Origin of the sequence: Flavobacterium cyclinae, from assembly GCF_021172145.1 — a bacterium.
Classification (GTDB): domain Bacteria; phylum Bacteroidota; class Bacteroidia; order Flavobacteriales; family Flavobacteriaceae; genus Flavobacterium; species Flavobacterium cyclinae.
This window is the reverse complement of the sequence record NZ_CP089095.1, coordinates 2,726,984-2,744,722: the sequence shown is the minus strand read 5'-3', so window position 1 is coordinate 2,744,722 and position 17,739 is coordinate 2,726,984. Positions and strand designations below refer to the sequence as shown.

15 protein-coding genes are annotated in these 17,739 nt (G+C 32.7%); 12 read left to right on the top strand and 3 right to left on the bottom strand.

Translation table 11 applies throughout. The annotated features are described in order from the left end of the window. Nucleotides 1-40: 40 nt before the first annotated feature. Entirely contained in the window at nucleotides 41-607 is a 567-nt protein-coding gene (locus tag LOS86_RS12545) for a hypothetical protein (RefSeq protein WP_231842421.1), read from the top strand. A gap of 67 nt (nucleotides 608-674) precedes the next feature. Here LOS86_RS12545 and LOS86_RS12540 read toward each other — a convergent pair whose 3' ends face one another. Continuing rightward, a complete protein-coding gene (locus tag LOS86_RS12540) occupies nucleotides 675-1,151 on the bottom strand; it encodes a TspO/MBR family protein (RefSeq protein ID WP_231842420.1) in 477 nt (158 codons plus the stop codon). A gap of 82 nt (nucleotides 1,152-1,233) precedes the next feature. Here LOS86_RS12540 and LOS86_RS12535 point away from each other — a divergent pair, with 82 nt between their 5' ends. From LOS86_RS12535 to LOS86_RS12505, 7 genes are all read left to right on the top strand, one after another. Continuing rightward, the gene (locus tag LOS86_RS12535) at nucleotides 1,234-2,313 is read left to right on the top strand and encodes a diphosphomevalonate decarboxylase (RefSeq protein WP_231842419.1); all 1,080 of its coding nucleotides are present in this window, start codon (nucleotides 1,234-1,236) and stop codon (nucleotides 2,311-2,313) included. A gap of 42 nt (nucleotides 2,314-2,355) precedes the next feature. Next, on the top strand, nucleotides 2,356-2,565 hold the full coding sequence (locus tag LOS86_RS12530) for a hypothetical protein (protein WP_231842418.1): 210 nt from the start codon (nucleotides 2,356-2,358) through the stop codon (nucleotides 2,563-2,565). Continuing rightward, nucleotides 2,565-2,873, top strand: coding sequence for a type II toxin-antitoxin system RelE/ParE family toxin (locus LOS86_RS12525; protein WP_231842417.1), 309 nt, complete (start codon nucleotides 2,565-2,567; stop codon nucleotides 2,871-2,873). Before LOS86_RS12530 ends, LOS86_RS12525 begins: the two co-directional genes overlap by 1 nt. A gap of 15 nt (nucleotides 2,874-2,888) precedes the next feature. After that, nucleotides 2,889-3,827: a mevalonate kinase family protein gene (locus LOS86_RS12520; protein WP_231842416.1), complete on the top strand. Its 939-nt coding sequence runs from the start codon at nucleotides 2,889-2,891 to the stop codon at nucleotides 3,825-3,827. 87 nt (nucleotides 3,828-3,914) lie between these two features. Further along, the gene (locus LOS86_RS12515) at nucleotides 3,915-4,835 is read left to right on the top strand and encodes a geranylgeranylglycerol-phosphate geranylgeranyltransferase (protein ID WP_231842415.1); all 921 of its coding nucleotides are present in this window, start codon (nucleotides 3,915-3,917) and stop codon (nucleotides 4,833-4,835) included. A gap of 28 nt (nucleotides 4,836-4,863) precedes the next feature. Then, complete coding sequence (locus LOS86_RS12510; protein WP_231842414.1) at nucleotides 4,864-5,760, top strand: pseudouridine synthase; 897 nt, start codon at nucleotides 4,864-4,866, stop codon at nucleotides 5,758-5,760. Between the two features lie 155 nt (nucleotides 5,761-5,915). After that, on the top strand, nucleotides 5,916-6,275 hold the full coding sequence (locus LOS86_RS12505) for a nuclear transport factor 2 family protein (RefSeq protein WP_231842413.1): 360 nt from the start codon (nucleotides 5,916-5,918) through the stop codon (nucleotides 6,273-6,275). 4 nt (nucleotides 6,276-6,279) lie between these two features. Here LOS86_RS12505 and dusB read toward each other — a convergent pair whose 3' ends face one another. Beyond that, nucleotides 6,280-7,275: a tRNA dihydrouridine synthase DusB gene (gene dusB / locus LOS86_RS12500; protein WP_231842412.1), complete on the bottom strand. Its 996-nt coding sequence runs from the start codon at nucleotides 7,273-7,275 to the stop codon at nucleotides 6,280-6,282. 338 nt (nucleotides 7,276-7,613) lie between these two features. Here dusB and lepA point away from each other — a divergent pair, with 338 nt between their 5' ends. The 4 genes from lepA to LOS86_RS12480 all read left to right on the top strand — a co-directional run bounded on the left by lepA (nucleotide 7,614) and on the right by LOS86_RS12480 (nucleotide 15,542). Then, entirely contained in the window at nucleotides 7,614-9,410 is a 1,797-nt protein-coding gene (gene lepA / locus LOS86_RS12495; protein ID WP_231842411.1) for a translation elongation factor 4, read from the top strand. 118 nt (nucleotides 9,411-9,528) lie between these two features. After that, nucleotides 9,529-13,788 carry a T9SS type B sorting domain-containing protein gene (locus LOS86_RS12490; protein ID WP_231842410.1) on the top strand — a complete coding sequence of 1,420 codons (4,260 nt, stop codon included), beginning with the start codon at nucleotides 9,529-9,531 and terminating at the stop codon, nucleotides 13,786-13,788. Between the two features lie 60 nt (nucleotides 13,789-13,848). Next, on the top strand, nucleotides 13,849-15,114 hold the full coding sequence (locus LOS86_RS12485; protein WP_231842409.1) for a Y-family DNA polymerase: 1,266 nt from the start codon (nucleotides 13,849-13,851) through the stop codon (nucleotides 15,112-15,114). Then, nucleotides 15,105-15,542 carry a LexA family protein gene (locus LOS86_RS12480; RefSeq protein ID WP_231842408.1) on the top strand — a complete coding sequence of 146 codons (438 nt, stop codon included), beginning with the start codon at nucleotides 15,105-15,107 and terminating at the stop codon, nucleotides 15,540-15,542. The genes LOS86_RS12485 and LOS86_RS12480 overlap by 10 nt, the downstream gene beginning before the upstream one ends. 50 nt (nucleotides 15,543-15,592) lie before the next feature. Here LOS86_RS12480 and LOS86_RS12475 read toward each other — a convergent pair whose 3' ends face one another. After that, a complete protein-coding gene (locus tag LOS86_RS12475; protein WP_231842407.1) occupies nucleotides 15,593-17,650 on the bottom strand; it encodes a peptidylprolyl isomerase in 2,058 nt (685 codons plus the stop codon). Nucleotides 17,651-17,739: the final 89 nt, after the last annotated feature.

Here is a 17,739-nt window from a genome sequence, read left to right as displayed (position 1 = left end):
TTAATTAAATTATTTTTAGAATATGAAAAAAATTACAAACATGAGAAATACAATTTTAGTAGGTTTATTAGTGCTTAGTGCTGCTTCTTGTAGAAGTAAAAAAGAAGAAAAACCAGTTGATGCTCCTAAAGGAGAAGTAAAAGTAGAAGTACTTTGTAGTGGACCAAAATACTTTACTGATAAAGATTTCTTTAGAGCTAATAGTGTTGGTGAAAGTCCAGATCAAGCAAACTCTAAAAGAATGGCATTAAGTAATGCCCGTTTAGAACTTGCAGGTCAAATTGAAGTAACATTAAAAGCGGTTATCGATAACTACTTTAATGATGTGAATTCAGCTGGAAAACAAGAGTATATTGCAAAATATGAAGGGTTAAGCCGTGAGGTAATCAATCAATCAATCTCTGGTACTAAAACTATTTGTGAAGAATTAACAAAAACGGCAACTGGTAAATACAAAACCTATATTGCAATTGAATTAAATAATTCAGCATTATTAAATACTTTTAACAATAGAATTTCTGCTGATGATCGTTTGAAAGTGGATTACAACTACGAAAAATTCAAAGAAACTTTCTACAAAGAAATGGAAGAAATGGGAAATAAATAATCCTCTTCGAACTATAAAAAAGGCGATTTCAATTTTGAAGTCGCCTTTTTTATTTTATAAATGTTGATTATCGATTCAACCAATAAATGCTTCCTGTTAAAATTGTAGCGAAAGCAACCCAAGCTAAATACGGAATTAATAAATATCCTGCTCTTTTGTCTATTTGTTTGAAAATGTAATACGTTTCATAAATAATTAACCAAAGCAAAATAATTTCGATTAACGCCAACAAAATATTATTCAATCCAAAGAATAAATACGACCATAAAGCATTCAAAAGAAGTTGAACGGTAAAAAACAACAATCCCTTTTTTACCAATTCTTTGTTCGATTCTAACTTATTCCAAACCATTCCTGCAGCAATTCCCATCATGATAAAAAGCATGGTCCAAACTGGTGCAAAAACCCAATTTGGTGGATTGAAACTTGGTTTTTTGATTAAAGGATACCAAGTCGAAATACTGGATTGTGTTACATTGCTCGATAAATAACCTACCGCTAAACAGATGGCAACACAGTATATGATTTTAAGATATTTGTTCATATTTTCAAATTTATAGGCAAATTAACGAAATATCAAGAGAACAAATCAATCAAAATCGGTATTTTTGTCAAAATTTTAAGCTATGCTTACCGAAAAAGATTTTATCGCAACTTCATATAATTCCATTGAATCGGCTAGTTTCGAATGGAGCGCACCAAGTAATATTGCCTTAGTGAAATATTGGGGCAAGAAAGAAAACCAAATTCCAGCTAACCCTTCTATAAGTTTTACGTTAAACAACTGTAAAACAATCACAAAATTAGAAGTAGTCAAAAAATCGGAAAACAATAATTTTTCATTTGATTTACTTTTTGAAGGAAAACCAAAAGAAGATTTTAAACCAAAAATTCAAAAATTCTTCGAAAGAATTGAAAAATATTGTCCGTTTTTAAAAGAATATCATTTTAAAATTGATACCCAAAACACCTTTCCTCATAGTTCAGGGATTGCTTCTTCAGCATCTGGAATGGCAGCTTTAGCTATGAACATCATGAGTTTAGAAAAAGCAATTAATCCAACAATTTCTGATGATTATTTCTATTCCAAAGCATCATTTTTGGCACGATTAGGAAGTGGAAGTGCGTGCAGAAGCATCAAAGGTGAAGTAGTAGTTTGGGGAACTCACTCTGAAATTAATGGAAGTTCGGATTTATTTGGTGTGGAATTTTCTGAAATTCATTCTAACTTCAAAAACTATCAAGACACGATTTTATTAGTAGATAAAGGTGAAAAACAAGTTTCGAGTACGGTTGGACACGATTTAATGCACAATCATCCGTATGCCGAAAGACGTTTTGCTCAAGCTCACGAAAATTTATCCCAAATAAAATCAATTTTGTCATCAGGAAATGTGGAAGAATTCATCAAAATTGTAGAAAGCGAAGCCTTGACTTTACATGCTATGATGATGACTTCGATGCCGTATTTTATCTTAATGAAACCCAATACATTGGAAATCATAAATAAAATTTGGAAGTTCAGAAATGAAACCCAAATTCCAGTTTGTTTTACGTTAGATGCAGGTGCAAATGTGCACGTTTTGTATCCTGAAAATGTGAAACAAAACGTATTGCAATTTATTCAAGATGAATTAGTTGGCTATTGTCAAAATGGTCAGTATATTTGCGATGAAATTGGGAATGGTGCAAATCAATTAAAATAATTCGTATATTTACCATAGATTTCAATAAAAATGGATATTCGATTGGAAAAATTAGAGCTTATGAAAATGCTGATGGAAACAGAAAATCCTTCGGTATTACAAGCTATTAGGAAAATTTTTCAAAAAGAAGATAAAGATTGGTGGGATGATTTAACGGAAGAGCAACAAAATATTCTAAACGAATCAATGGAGCAATATGAAAAGGGAGAATTTTCTTCTTTTGATGATTTTATCAAACCACATTTGAAATAATGAGAGAAATTGTAATAACGCCAAGAGCTCAAAATGAATTGAATCAGCTTTTTGAATATTTGGTGTTAAAATGGAATTTGAAAGTTAAAGATGATTTTGTGAATAAGCTTCATTTAGTATTGAAAATTGTAGCAAAAAGTCCAGAATCATTTCCTGTTTCAAGTAAAAATGTTAAATTTAGAAAGTGTGTGGTTACAAAACAGAATACACTTTTTTATCATTATAATGAAAAGCATATTGTAGTGGTTGCTGTTTTTGATACAAGACAAAACCCAAAGAAATTAAAATCTGATTACTATAAACTGTAAACTGAATACTAAAAAATGAAAGGACCACTTTTTTACTCAAAAATATTACTTTTCGGAGAATACGGAATTATCCAAGATTCGAAAGGACTTTCAATTCCTTATAATTTTTATAATGGTGCTTTGAAAAATGATGGAAATTCATCTGAAAGTGCTATTAAGTCAAACGAAAGTTTAAAGAAATTTGTTGTTTATTTAGAGCAATTGCAAACAGAGCAACCTGAGTTGGTAACTTTCGATTTAGCTTCATTGCAAAATGATGTAAATAATGGAATGTATTTCGATTCAAGTATTCCGCAAGGATATGGAGTAGGAAGTAGTGGTGCTTTAGTAGCGGCGATTTACGATAAATATGCACAAAATAAAATTACGGTTTTAGAGAATCTTACAAGAGAGAAATTATTGCAATTAAAAGCAATATTTTCTCAAATGGAATCGTTTTTCCACGGAAAAAGTTCAGGCTTAGATCCGTTGAACAGTTATTTAAGTATTCCAATTTTAATCAACTCTAAAGATAACATTGAAGCAACTGGAATTCCAACGCAAAGTACACAAGGAAAAGGTGCTGTTTTCTTAATAGATTCAGGAATTGTGGGCGAAACAGCTCCAATGGTTTCGATTTTCATGGAAAACTTAAAGGATAATGGTTTCCGTAACATGTTAAAATCACAATTCATAAAATATACCGATGCTTGTGTGGAAAATTTCTTGCATGGTGATGTTAAATCGTTATTAGAAAACACCAAACAATTATCAAAAGTAGTTTTGAATAATTTCAAACCAATGATTCCAGAGCAATTTCACCAAGTTTGGCAAAAAGGAATCGACACCAACGACTACTACTTGAAACTATGTGGTTCTGGCGGCGGCGGTTATATTTTAGGATTTACACAAGACTTAGATAAAGCAAAAGAATCTTTGAAAGACTATAAATTAGAAGTAGTTTATAATTTTTAGATAGGTAATTGGTTGTTAGTAATAGGTAATGGGTTTTATTTTCTCTTACCAATTACCAATCACCCATAACCCAAAACCTCAAGAGAAATGCTTACTCGTAAATCTAAATTATTCCTCATAAAAATCTTCAGTTTTTTCTCTGTAATTAGAGGATATAATATATGGGTAATTGCATTAGCGCAATATCTTTCTGCGATATTTATTTTGGCTCCCGAAAAACGCGCTTTAGATATTATTCTCGATTGGCGTTTGTTTTTAATCGTGGTTGCTTCTACTTTAACCATTGCTTCGGGTTATATTATTAATAATTTTTACGATGCGAAAAAGGATTTAATCAATCGCCCAAAAAAAGCCATGATTGACCGTTTGGTGAGTCAGGAAACCAAGTTGAAAGTCTATTTCGGAATTAATTTCGTTGTTGCTTTGTTGATGTTTTTCATTTCGTGGCGAGCGGTTTTGTTCTTTTCGACTTATATTTTTATAATTTGGTTTTATTCGCACAAGTTGAAAAAAATGTTTTTAGTTGGAAACATCACAGCTGCAGTTTTAGCGGTTTTGCCTTTCTTCGGAATTTTGATGTATTACAAGAATTTTTATCACGTTATTTTTGCTCATGCGACTTTCTTATTACTACTGATTTTAATTCGCGAATTGATTAAAGATTTAGAAAATATCGAAGGGGATTTGGTAGCTAATTACAAAACGTTTCCGGTTGTTTTTGGAGAAAAAATGGCTAAATCTATTATTTCGGTTTTAACGATTTCTACTTTGATACCAGTTTATTTTCTAATTGAAGTGTATGATGTAGGATACATGGATATTTATTTTTACCTGAGTTTAATGGCATTACTGTTTTTTGTTTTGCTGCTTTGGAAAGCCAATTCTAAAACCGAATATTTAAAACTTCACTTTTTATTGAAATTTATCATCGTTTCAGGCGTTTTTTGCATTGTTTTAATAGAACCTTCCGTTTTAATTCATGGCAAAAAATTGATTTCAGCATATTAGTTATATCTTTGCAAAAATTGTTTAGAATATGTCACGTCATCAAGATAGCGATAAAAGTCATCCAGGTTCAGGAAGACAAGGAGGTTACAAGAAAAATAGTAATTCAAGAGGAAATGCGCCAATTCGTAAAGCGCCTTCTAAATTTGGTTCAAAACCAGATGCTTCAAAACCAGCAGGTGCAAAAGGACCAAAATCTCCAAAGAAACCATCTAATCCAGACGAAATTCGTTTGAATCGTTACATTTCAAATTCAGGTGTTTGTAGCCGAAGAGATGCCGATATTTACATCCAAAGCGGAAACGTAAAAGTAAACGGAGAAGTGGTAACTGAAATGGGTTACAAAGTAAAATTGACAGATGTTGTGCAATTTGATGGCGTTAATATTACGCCAGAAAAGAAAGAGTATATTTTATTGAATAAACCAAAAAACTTCTCTACTTCAGGTGATGAAGAAAAGGGTTCTACAAATGTTTTAGATTTGGTTAGAAATGCAACTAAAGCCAAATTGCAACCTGTAGGAAGAATGGATAAAACCACAACAGGTTTGTTGTTGTTTACTAATGATAATGAAATTATTCAAAAATTCACGGCGCCAAACCAACGTTCGTCAAAAGTATATCAAGTTACTTTAGATAAAAATTTAAAGTTTGAAGATTTAGAACGCATCCAAAAAGGATTAACTATCGAAGAACATCGCGTTTACGTGGAAGAAATTTCTTATATCGAAGACCAACCAAAAAGTGAAATTGGTTTGAAAATGAAAACGTCAAACGTTAAAATAGTGCGTAAAATTTTTGAACATTTAAAATATGATGTTTTAAAAGTGGACCGCGTAACATTCGCAGGTTTAACTAAGAAAAACTTACCAAGAGGCGATTGGAGATTCTTAACGGAACAAGAAATCATTAATCTTAAAAATGCTTAACGTATTTTTTGAAACACTTAGGCACATTGATTTTTTCTTTGTGCCTTTTTTTTAAATTTTTCACAACGCTATGTTTTCTATGTAGAGTGAAACGACTTTTTTTAAACTATGAAACCTATATGTCTATGTGTTTCAAATAAAAAATAGTGTTATCTATGCCAAATCAATTACAACAAATCGCCATTAAATGGTTCGATGCTTTCAATACAAAAAATTTAGAAAAGTTATTAGAATTATACGACGACGAAGCCCAACATTTCAGTCCGAAATTAAAAATTCGCCAGCCAGAAACTAATGGTTTAATCATTGGAAAAGAAGCGATGCGCATTTGGTGGCGAGACGCTTTTGACAGATTACCCACATTACATTATAAAGTAACTTCGTTAACTGCTAACACCGACCGAGTTTTTATGGAATACACTCGTCAAGTTGAAGGTGAAGCCGATATGCTAGTGGCTGAGGTTTTAGAAATTAAAGATGGGAAGATTGTGTTTTCTAGAGTTTATCATGGGTAGATAACTACCCCTCAAAAACATAATCCACATACACCTGCTCAATCTCAGTGAATACATCTAACAATTGATTGATGCCGTCTGTGGTAACCAATTTTTGTTTGTATTCTTTAAAACCGTGAATGCCTTTGAAATAATTGGTATAATGACGGCGCATTTCGTTGATACCTAAACGTTCGCCTTTCCATTCGATACTCCAAATTAAGTGATTTCTTGCGGCTTCGATTCGGTCGTTCATGCTGGGTGGTGCTAATTTTTCTCCTGTGGCGAAATAATGTTTAATTTCATTAAAAATCCAAGGATAACCAATCGCAGCGCGACCAATCATCATGCCATCTAATCCGTATTTGTTTTTGTATTCCAAAGCTTTTTCTGGAGAATCGATATCGCCATTTCCAAAAATTGGCATTGTAATTCTCGGATTTTCTTTCACACGCTGAATGTGCGACCAATCCGAATGCCCTTTGTACATTTGTGCACGAGTTCTGGCATGGATTGTTAAAGCTTGCACGCCTATATCTTGTAAACGTTCGGCAACTTCATCTATGTTAATCGAATTTTCATCCCAACCCAAACGTGTTTTTACCGTAACAGGCAAATTCGTTCCTTTGATAACAGCTTTGGTTAAACGAATCATTAAATCCACATCCTTTAAAACTCCAGCGCCAGCACCTTTACAAACTACTTTTTTTACTGGACAACCAAAATTGATATCAACTAAGTCAGGTTGAACCGTATCCACAATTTTAGCACTCATTTCCATTGCCTCTTCATCACCTCCAAAAATCTGAATCCCAACTGGTCGTTCGTAATCGAAAATATCTAATTTTTGTTTGCTTTTCATGGCATCACGAATCAAGCCTTCCGATGAAATAAATTCAGAATACATCAAATCAGTACCATGTAATTTACATAAACGACGAAATGGCGGGTCGCTTACATCTTCCATTGGAGCTAATAATAAAGGAAAATCAGGTAGTATAATGTTACCAATTTTAGGCATGGTGCTTCAATTTTTTTGCAAAAATACAATAAGATTTTTTAATTATTGTTTTTTTAAATTTTACCATATAGAAACATAGTGCTTTGGATTGAAAAATAGAAGCTTCGCTTTGAGATAGTTTACATAAATTTTATTGTTTTATAACCTATGCGCAAATGGAATTACTATGAATTCCTCAGGATATTTATTGGAAATCTATGTTTCTATGTGGTTAATGCTTTTTTTGGTATTTGGTTTTACTTTTTGTTGATATACAATCAAAACTTTAGCGTATATTTGCAGATTAATTGTTCGAAAGAATTGCTATTGAAATTTGAACTTGACATTGAACTTGAAGAATGAAACACATTAGAAATTTCTGCATTATTGCACACATTGACCACGGAAAAAGTACGTTAGCCGACAGATTGTTAAGTGCTACACAAACCGTTTCGGCTCGCGAAGAAAAAGCTCAGTTGTTAGATAACATGGACTTAGAGCGCGAACGTGGTATTACCATAAAAAGTCACGCTATTCAAATGGAGTACAAATACAAAGGAGAAGATTATATCTTAAACTTAATTGACACTCCAGGTCACGTAGATTTCTCGTATGAGGTTTCTCGTTCAATTGCTGCTTGTGAAGGTGCATTGTTGATTGTAGATGCTGCGCAAAGTATCCAGGCACAAACCATTTCAAATTTATATTTGGCCTTAGAAAACGACTTGGAAATTATTCCAGTTTTAAATAAAGTGGATTTGCCAAGTGCTAATCCAGAGGAAGTTAGTGATGATATTATCGATTTATTAGGATGTAAGTTAGAAGATATTATTCACGCTTCTGGAAAAACAGGTTTTGGTGTGGAAAATATTTTAGCGGCTATTGTCGAAAAAATTCCTGCTCCTAAAGGAGATCCAAACGAGCCATTACAAGCCTTAATTTTCGACTCACATTATAATCCTTTTAGAGGAATTGAGGTAATTTTCCGTGTCATAAATGGTGAAATTACAAAAGGGCAGAAAATTAAGTTCATGGCTACTGGTAATGAATATTTTGCCGATGAGGTGGGTACTTTAAAGTTAAATCAAGTGCCAAAACAAAAAATATCTAGTGGTGATGTAGGGTATTTGGTTTCAGGAATCAAAGAAGCTAAAGAGGTAAAAGTAGGAGATACCATTACCGATGCTAAAAATCCTACTACCAATATGATTACAGGATTTGAAAACGTAAAACCAATGGTTTTTGCCGGAATTTATCCTGTAGATACTGAAGATTTTGAAGATTTACGCGCTTCAATGGAGAAATTACAATTGAACGATGCTTCATTGGTTTTTGCGCCTGAAAGTTCTGCGGCTTTAGGTTTTGGATTCCGTTGTGGTTTCTTAGGAATGCTTCATTTAGAGATTATTCAAGAGCGATTAGAGCGTGAGTTTAATATGACAGTGATTACAACTGTTCCAAACGTTTCGTATTTAGCTTACACTAAGAAAGAACCAGAAACAGCAATTATTGTAAACAATCCGTCTGATTTACCTGAACCTTCAAAATTAGATAGAGTAGAAGAACCATTTATTAAAGCAACTATCATTACAAAATCAGATTTCGTAGGGAATGTAATGAGTTTGTGTATCGAGAAACGAGGAATTATAACCAATCAAACTTATTTAACACCTGAACGTGTGGAGTTAAATTTTGATATGCCATTAGCGGAAATTGTATTTGATTTTTATGATAGATTAAAAACAGTTTCTAAAGGTTATGCTTCTTTTGATTATCATCCTATTGGAATGCGTCAATCTAAATTAGTGAAATTAGACGTATTATTAAATGGTAATCAAGTAGATGCTTTGTCTGCTTTAATTCATGAAGATAATGCGTATTACATAGGTAAAAAAATGTGTGAAAAGTTGCGCGAATTAATCCCAAGACAACAATTTGATATTCCTATTCAAGCTGCTATTGGAGCTAAAATTATTTCTCGTGAAACGATTAAAGCATTAAGAAAAGACGTAACGGCAAAATGTTACGGAGGAGATATTTCGCGTAAGCGTAAGCTTTTAGAGAAACAGAAAAAAGGTAAAAAACGTATGCGACAAGTAGGTAACGTTGAAATTCCTCAAGAAGCATTTATGGCGGTATTGAAATTAAACGACTAGTAATCTTGTAATAAATTAAAAAAAGTTTGAATATTATTTATTCAAACTTTTTTTGTTTAAACAAACTTTGTTGATTTTTTTTTCTAAATTTATAACAATAAATATAATCCAAATAGTCTTGAAAAATATCCTGCAAATATTCGCCTTTCTTTATTCTACTTGTTTATTTTCACAAGCTATTACGGTTGATAACACTACAAATTCGCCAACCGATTTAGTAAATTTATTACTTGGAAATTCTTGTGTTGAGGTTTCTAATATTTCAGTTTCTTCTACTCAGTCTGTTGCTTATTTCAATCAAAATGGTTCTGCTTTTCCAATTTCAGAAGGGATTATTATACGAAATGGTGTGGCAACTTTTACTCAAGGTCCTTATACAGGTGCTAATTTAAGTAGTTCGGTTACAGCATCTGGAGATTCTTTTTTACAAAATTTAAGCGATAATAATGGCGGAAATAGCGCAATCGTGAATGCCGAATTTTTAGAGTTTGATTTTATACCGCTATCGAATAGTTTTAGTTTTGATTTTTTGTTCGCTTCTAATGAGTATGGTTTTTATCAATGTGAGTTTAGTGATGTTTTTGCTTTCGTTTTAACTGATTTGTCCTCGGGTATTTCTACAAATTTAGCTGTAATTCCAGGTACAAATACTCCAGTTTCAGTAACTACAATTCGAGATAGTGCTTTTAATGATCCTTCAAGCCCAAATAATAATTGTGCTTCAATAAATGCCAATTTTTTTGATGTATATAATGTTGGTAATCCAGCATCAGCATTAAATATGAGAGGTCAAACAGTGGTTATGAATGCTTATTCAGCCGTTGTTCCAAATACGCCTTATAGAATTCGATTGGTAATTGGAGATTATGCAAATTCAGGTTTTGATTCAGCAGTGTTTATTGCAGCAGGAAGTTTTACTACAACATTAGATTTAGGCAATGATCAAATCATTTGCGCAGGCGATTCAGTTCCATTAGATACTAATTTAGACAATACTTTTACCTTTACTTGGTTTGAAAATGGAAATCCAATCCCTGGTGAAACCAATTCAACTTATACCGTAACTCATGCCGGAAGTTATTCTGTTGAAGCAGTTAGAGGTGCATGTACAATTACGGATACTATTATTTTTTCAGATTTAGCAGTTGCTACTCCAATAGACTTGTTAAATTGTAATACGGGTGCTGCAACTTATGATTTTAATCTTACCATAAATAATGAAACAGCTTTAGGCATTGATTCATCAATTTATGATGTTTTTTACTATGAATCTTTAGCAGATATAACGGCAAATAACCCAATTCCTAATGCTGATTTAGTAGCATATTCAAGCGCAGGAGCACAAACAATATATATTAAAATATTCAATACCATTTCAGGTAATTTTTGTGATACCATTTATCCTTTTGATTTGATTGTTAATAATGCTGCTGTTGCAACACCTCCAAATCCTATTTCAATATGTGAAGTGATAGGGACAACAAATTATGCCTTTACAAGTATTACAACTGATGAAGTTTTGAATGGACAATCTTCAGCAAATTATAGCGTTTCTTATTACAATTCAATTGGTGAGGCTACTTTAGGTACAAATCCAATAAGTTCAATTTCAATTCCTAATGGAACTTCTTCAGTTACTGTTGGAATTCGAATTCAAGATAATTCCAATCCCAATTGTTTTGATGTTACATCCGTTACAATTACAGTTAATCCTCTTCCAATTGTTGATGATATTCCAGATCCTGTTGAGTGCAGTCAGTTTACTTTACCAACAATTGTTAATGGAACTTATTATATGTTACAAGGTGGTCCCACAACTCCTGGACAAGTACAGTTGAATCCAGGTGATATTATAGATACTAGTGGTGTTTATTATATTTTTGTTGGACCAGATGCAAATGGTTGTACAAACGAAAGTTCATTTAATGCGTATTTTATTGATGAGTATATTCCTACTCTAGACCATTGTGGAGTTTTTACAGTTCCATCAGTTCCTTATAATATTGGGGACTTTTATACTGAACCAGGAGGTCCTTTAGGTACTGGAGTTATTGTGCCTACAGGAACAACTTATACGAATACCACTGCAACAAGTTTTACCGTTACCTTATATCATTATGCTGAAGTAAATGGAGTCTTTTGTAGAGATGAACAATTTGTTTTTTACGTTCATCCATTACCATTAGTTGATGATCCTGCAGATGTTGTAACTTGTGATTCTTATATGCTTCCTCCTTTAACAAATGGTTTTTATAACACAGCTTCAGATGGGTCAGGGCTGACTTTAAATGCGGGTGATGTAATTAGTGTTTTAGGACCAAATTTTCCTGGCACATATTACGTTGTAAATACATTGGCTCATATCAACAGTCAGGGACTACCAGATAGTTGTCTTTTATCAAATGATATTGTAATCGATTTAGTTGATACTTCTATATTTACAGCTGTTTCTGGTTGTGGTATTTATACGTTACCTGTTGTTCCTTTCGGAGGATATTACACGGCGCCAAATGGTGGAGGTACTCAAATAACCGATTTAGATATTGCCACTTCTCAAGTAGTTTATTATTTTACAAATACTACAACTTTACCAAATTGTACTTCCAATTTAAATTACAACATTACAGTTAATCCTCGTCCGTTAGTTGATACGATTCTTAGCGGAACGTATTGTGGTGAGTTTGTTTTACCCGTTTTATCTAATGGAACATATTATACGTTATCTGGAGGACCAACAATTCCTGGGCAAGTTCAGCTAAATGCCGGACAAAGAATTGATTTGTCGGGAGTTAATTTATCGCCAGGTACTTATTATATTTATAATGGTCCTGATGGTAACGGCTGTGAAAACGAGTCAAGTTTTACAATTGATTTAAATCCATTTCCACCAGCAGATAATGTAATTAGTAGAACAGAATGCTTACCATATTCTATTGCAACTCCAATTAATGGAACGGTTTATACTGCTCCTGGTGGTCCAACTGGTGGTGGAACTGTTGTTTCTTCATCACTAGTTTTTGATACTACGCAAACTTTTTATTTGTACAATATCGATGTTACTACAGGTTGCGAAATCAATCGTCCGTTTACGATTACTTATAATGGCATTAATTTACCCGATTATCCAAATGTAAATGTATGTGAGTTTGAAAATTTCCAATTGCCAACTTTAACTCATGTTGCGCCAACACCATTTAATTATACTATAGGTTATTTTTATGATCCAAATGGGGTTAATCCAGTGCCACCTGGAACGGTTTTTAATACACCAAATACAACTACCACAATTTATGTGTATGCAGTAAATGGTGACCGAATTGTTTGTACTCAAGAAGATAGTTTTGATATTATCGTTTCTGAAACACCTAATTTAGCCTCTTTAGGCTTGGTTTTCGATAATGAAGAATGCGGAAATTATGTGTTGCCTGCACTACCATCAACAACTTACAATATTGGTTATTATTCGCAATCAGGAGGAAATGCTGCAGATTTAATTACAAATCTGAATATTACTACTCCAGGTACGTATACGTATTATGTGTATGCATCGGCAATTGGTAATCCAAATTGTAACGACGAGATTTCATTTACATTCACTGTTCATCCTCTACTTGATATTACTATTCAAGGCGGAATTATTTGTGTGGATTCTCAAACAGGTGATGTATTACGAACCTTTACAATGAATTCGGGCTTAAGTCCAGCGTTTTTTACTGTAAATTGGTATTTGAATGGTAATTTAATGGGAACGGGTCCAAGTTATACCGCTTCGCAGGCTGGGGTTTATACTATCGAATTTATCAAACTTACGCCAGATGTTGGAGCTAATTGTAATTATAATACAACTACTGCAACAATAATACAATCTGGTCCTGCTGTAGCTGATTTTACTGTAAGTACTCCGTTTGAAAATAATACATTCATTACGGTAAATTTAACAGGCGGATTTGGAGATTATCTCTATCAATTGGTTTATCCTGATGGTAGTATTACCGAATATCAATCGAGTAATGTATTTACTAATTTACCTACTGGAACATATTATGTAAATATTTATGACATTTTAGGTGGCTGTTCACCAACGCTGTTAGGTCCAATTTATATCATCAATTATCCTAATTATTTTACTCCAAATTCTGATGGTATTAACGATACTTGGAATATTTGGGATTTAAGACATCAACCCGATGCGGTGATTTCTATTTTTGATCGATATGGTAAATTCTTGAAACAAATATCACCTGCAAGCTCGGGTTGGAATGGTAGATATAACGGTCAAGACATGCCTTCTACGGATTATTGGTTTACAGTTGAGTATATGCCGCAAAACGGAACAACTAAACAAGTTTTTAAATCCCATTTTTCGTTAAAACGATAACTTATTAACATTAACAATTGACTCATTTTCTTTTTGTAAAAGTTAAAGTAACTTTACAACATGTATGCTTTAGTTGATTGCAATAACTTTTATGTTTCGTGTGAACGTGTTTTTCAACCTCATTTAAACGGTAAACCAGTTGTGGTCTTATCTAATAATGATGGTTGTATCATTTCGCGTAGTAATGAAGCTAAAGTATTAGGAATTCCCATGGGTGCACCTGAGTTTCAAGTTCGCGATTTGATAAAACAACATGATATTCGCGTTTTTTCTTCCAACTATGCTTTGTATGGCGATTTGAGTCATAGAGTGATGAAAATACTAGAACATTATACACCAAATGTTGAAGTATATAGTATTGATGAAGCTTTTTTGAATTTTTCTGGGATGAGCATTCCTGATTTTAATTTGTATGGCTTTGAAATTCAACGCAGAATTTTGAAATGGTTGAGTATTCCTATTGGAATTGGTTTTGCACCTACTAAAGCACTATCTAAAGTAGCAAATAAAATAGCAAAAAAATTTCCTGAGCGCACAAATGGAGTATATGTAATAGATACCGAGGAAAAACGAATCAAAGCTTTAAAATGGACTAAAATTGAAGATGTTTGGGGTATTGGTTTTCGTCTTACTAAAAAAATGCTAGCTAACAATATTACCACGGCTTATGATTTCACATTACCACATAACGAAGCGTTTATTCGTAAAGAAATGGGAGTTGTAGGTATGCGCTTGAAGTACGAATTAGAAGGGAAGTCAGTTTTAGAAATGGAAGAGCCAAAAGCCAAGAAAAATATTGCTGTTACGCGAAGTTTTGAGAAAGATATTTCCGACTTTGATGAACTCAAAGAACGAGTTGTAACTTTTGCTTCTGTTTGTTCTGAGAAATTACGCAAACAAAATTCGTGTTGTAATGCCGTGATTCTGTATTTGCGAAAGGATAAATTTACTGCAAATGGAGAACGATATAGTTTTTACCGAATGCAAACTTTACCTTTTCCTTCTAACACTTCTTTTACCATAAGTCAGATGGCTATTGCCATGTTAAAAGATTTGTATCAAGAAGGAACGGTTTATAAAAAAGCAGGTATTATCGTAACGGAAATTATGCCTTCTTCCCAACGTCAGTTTAAACTTTTTGATGAAGAAAATCCAAAATATCAAAAACTTATGGAAGTTATGGATACCATACAAGTAAAAACAGGGGAACGAAAACTTAGATTGGCATCGCAAGATTTAAAACGTACTTGGAAAATGAAACAAAATCATTTATCTAACCGATATACAACTAATTTTAATGAATTATTAGAAGTGCAATGCAAGTAAATCCTAAAATAACTTTTTTCATTCCTGATTTTGATAATCCGATAAACACATCCTTTATTTCAAGTGAAATTAAGGCGGGTTTTCCTTCTCCTGCTGCAGATTTTGAAGAATCAAAAGTGAGTTTAGATCATTTATTGATTAAGAATAAAGAGGCAACCTTTTATGCTAAGGCAAGTGGGAATTCTATGATAGGAGCAGGTATTGATGACGGTGATATTCTTGTAATAGATAGAAGTTTAGAGCCGAGAAACAATGCTGTTGCTGTATGTTTTATTGATGGTGAGTTTACGGTAAAACGAATCAAAAAAACAGAAGATGCTGTTTTTCTAATGCCAGAAAACTCAAATTATGCTCCTATTCAAATAGAACCACATAATGAGTTTATAATTTGGGGAATAGTAACTTATGTTATTAAACAAATTCGATAAATAAGAAAGGCTGTCATTTGACAGCCTTTCTTATTTAGAGTTATAATTTATTAGAATTTAGCTCTATTATCTTTAATTTCTGCTTTTTCTTTTAAAGCTCTGTAAGCCATAGAAGTTGCATAAGATTGATTTTGTGTTCTATATTGTGAAATATAAGACGCATAACTTGCTGCTTCAGGAGCTTTTGTTACTGCTTTTGTTCTAATCATAAACATACCAGAATTACCTTCAATTACTTCTGAAGTTTTACCAGCAGCTAAATTAAATGCTTTACCAATAACTTTTGGCTCGTTTCCAATATTTGGAATGTTTGGCGTTTTTAAAGTAACTCCCATTGCTGGTTGAACTGAAGCACCAGAAGCTTTAGCAACTGCCTCTAATGAATTTCCATTCATTTTCTTTTTAATGATTTCAGCTTTTTTCTGGTTTTTGATAATTGGTTCAACTTGTTGTCTAGCTAAATCAATAGGTAATAAGCCACTTTCGTTTCTGTCTTTTAGTTTTGCAATTACAAAACCTTGAGGAACTTCAAAACGTCTTACATCTCCTATGTTTGTATCTTCGTTAAAAGACCATCTTACAATTTCTCTTTGAGAACCTACACCTTGAACATATTCATCAGATCCTTTTAAATTAGTAGCTGCAATCACTTCTAACTCTGCTTTTTTAGCTAATGCAGCAAAATCTGCATTTTCATTAGCATCAGCTTCAAATTTACTTGCTTTTGTATAGATTACGTCAATTGTAGCGTCAGATGGTTGAATTTTTTGAGCAACGGTTCCTAATAAAACAGCGTTGTATTTATCCATTACTTTGATAACGTGGAATCCATAATCAGTTTCTACAACTCCAATAGTTCCAACTGCATTATTGAAAACGAAATCATTAAATTGAGGAACCATTTGTCCTGGAGTAATGTTGTCGTATTCACCACCATTATTTTTTGATCCAGGGTCATCAGAATTAGCCATTGCTAACATTGCAAAGTTTCCAGGATTAGCTTTAGCTTGAGCTAATAAACTGTTTGCTAATGCTTGAGCTTCTTCTTTAGTTCTTGTGGCAGTAGATTGAGGAGCTCCTTGATAAGCTAATAAGATGTGACTAGCTTTTGCACTAGCATTACCTTTTTTAGCAACCATTCTTGAAATACATTGGTGACCATTAAATACATAAGGTCCAAAAACACCACCTATAGGCAAGTTGAATAATTCTTCTTGATAATCAATAGGTAAATCTTTTTTAGTTACGTAAGTTGAATCAAATTTAATATCAGAATTAGCATTTACAAACTCACCAACATTAGGAACAGAATCAAATTGAACTTTTACATTTCCAATAGATTCTAACATAGCTTGTTCATCTTCTTTAGAAGGCTTGTTTTCAACCAATACAAAATCGATACTTGTAGTGTTATCTGATTTGTATTTTTTAGGTGATTTTTTCATGAAATCAATGATTTCAGCATCAGTAACTTTAACTTGATCATCATTAACAGTAGAAAAAGGAACTGTTACATAATCAAAATCAACTTTATCATTTTCTAAAGTGTATTCAAATTTTCCTTCTGCTTTTGTAGTATATACACCCGATTTGATCATTGTGTTATACATTTGCTCAACAGCATATCTTTCAATGTTTTTTTCAAATTCTTTCCATTGAAGCCATTGTGTTTGATCTGGAGCGTTTTTAATCCCTTTTAAAGATTCTTTAAATTTGTTTTCGTCAAATTGTCCAGCTGCATTTAAAAATTGAGGATTTTGAGCTAAGTTTGGATTTTGTTTGATTACATTGATTAACTGCTCAGATCCAATTTTTAAGCCTAATTTATTAAATTCTTCTGTAAGAATAATTTTTCTAACTTCTTGTTCCCAAGCGCTATTCATTGCTTGAGTTGTGCTTGTTCCTTGCCCTTGTTTTTCAATTATTGCAACATTTTGCATGAATTGTTGAGCTTCTATATCTGTTCCATTAACAGAACCAATATGGTTAGCATTTGAGCCAAAAAAACCATTCTCAAGAGCTGCTTGTACTATGAAAACGACTAAAGCTGTTGCTAAAACGATTAAAAGCAAACCGGTTCTTTGTCTAATTTTACCTAAAACTGCCATTTTATTTGTGTTTAATTTTTTTCAGAGGGCGAAAATACAATTATCTATTTAATAATAAAAATAGTAAGAGCATATTTTGATTTAATTTT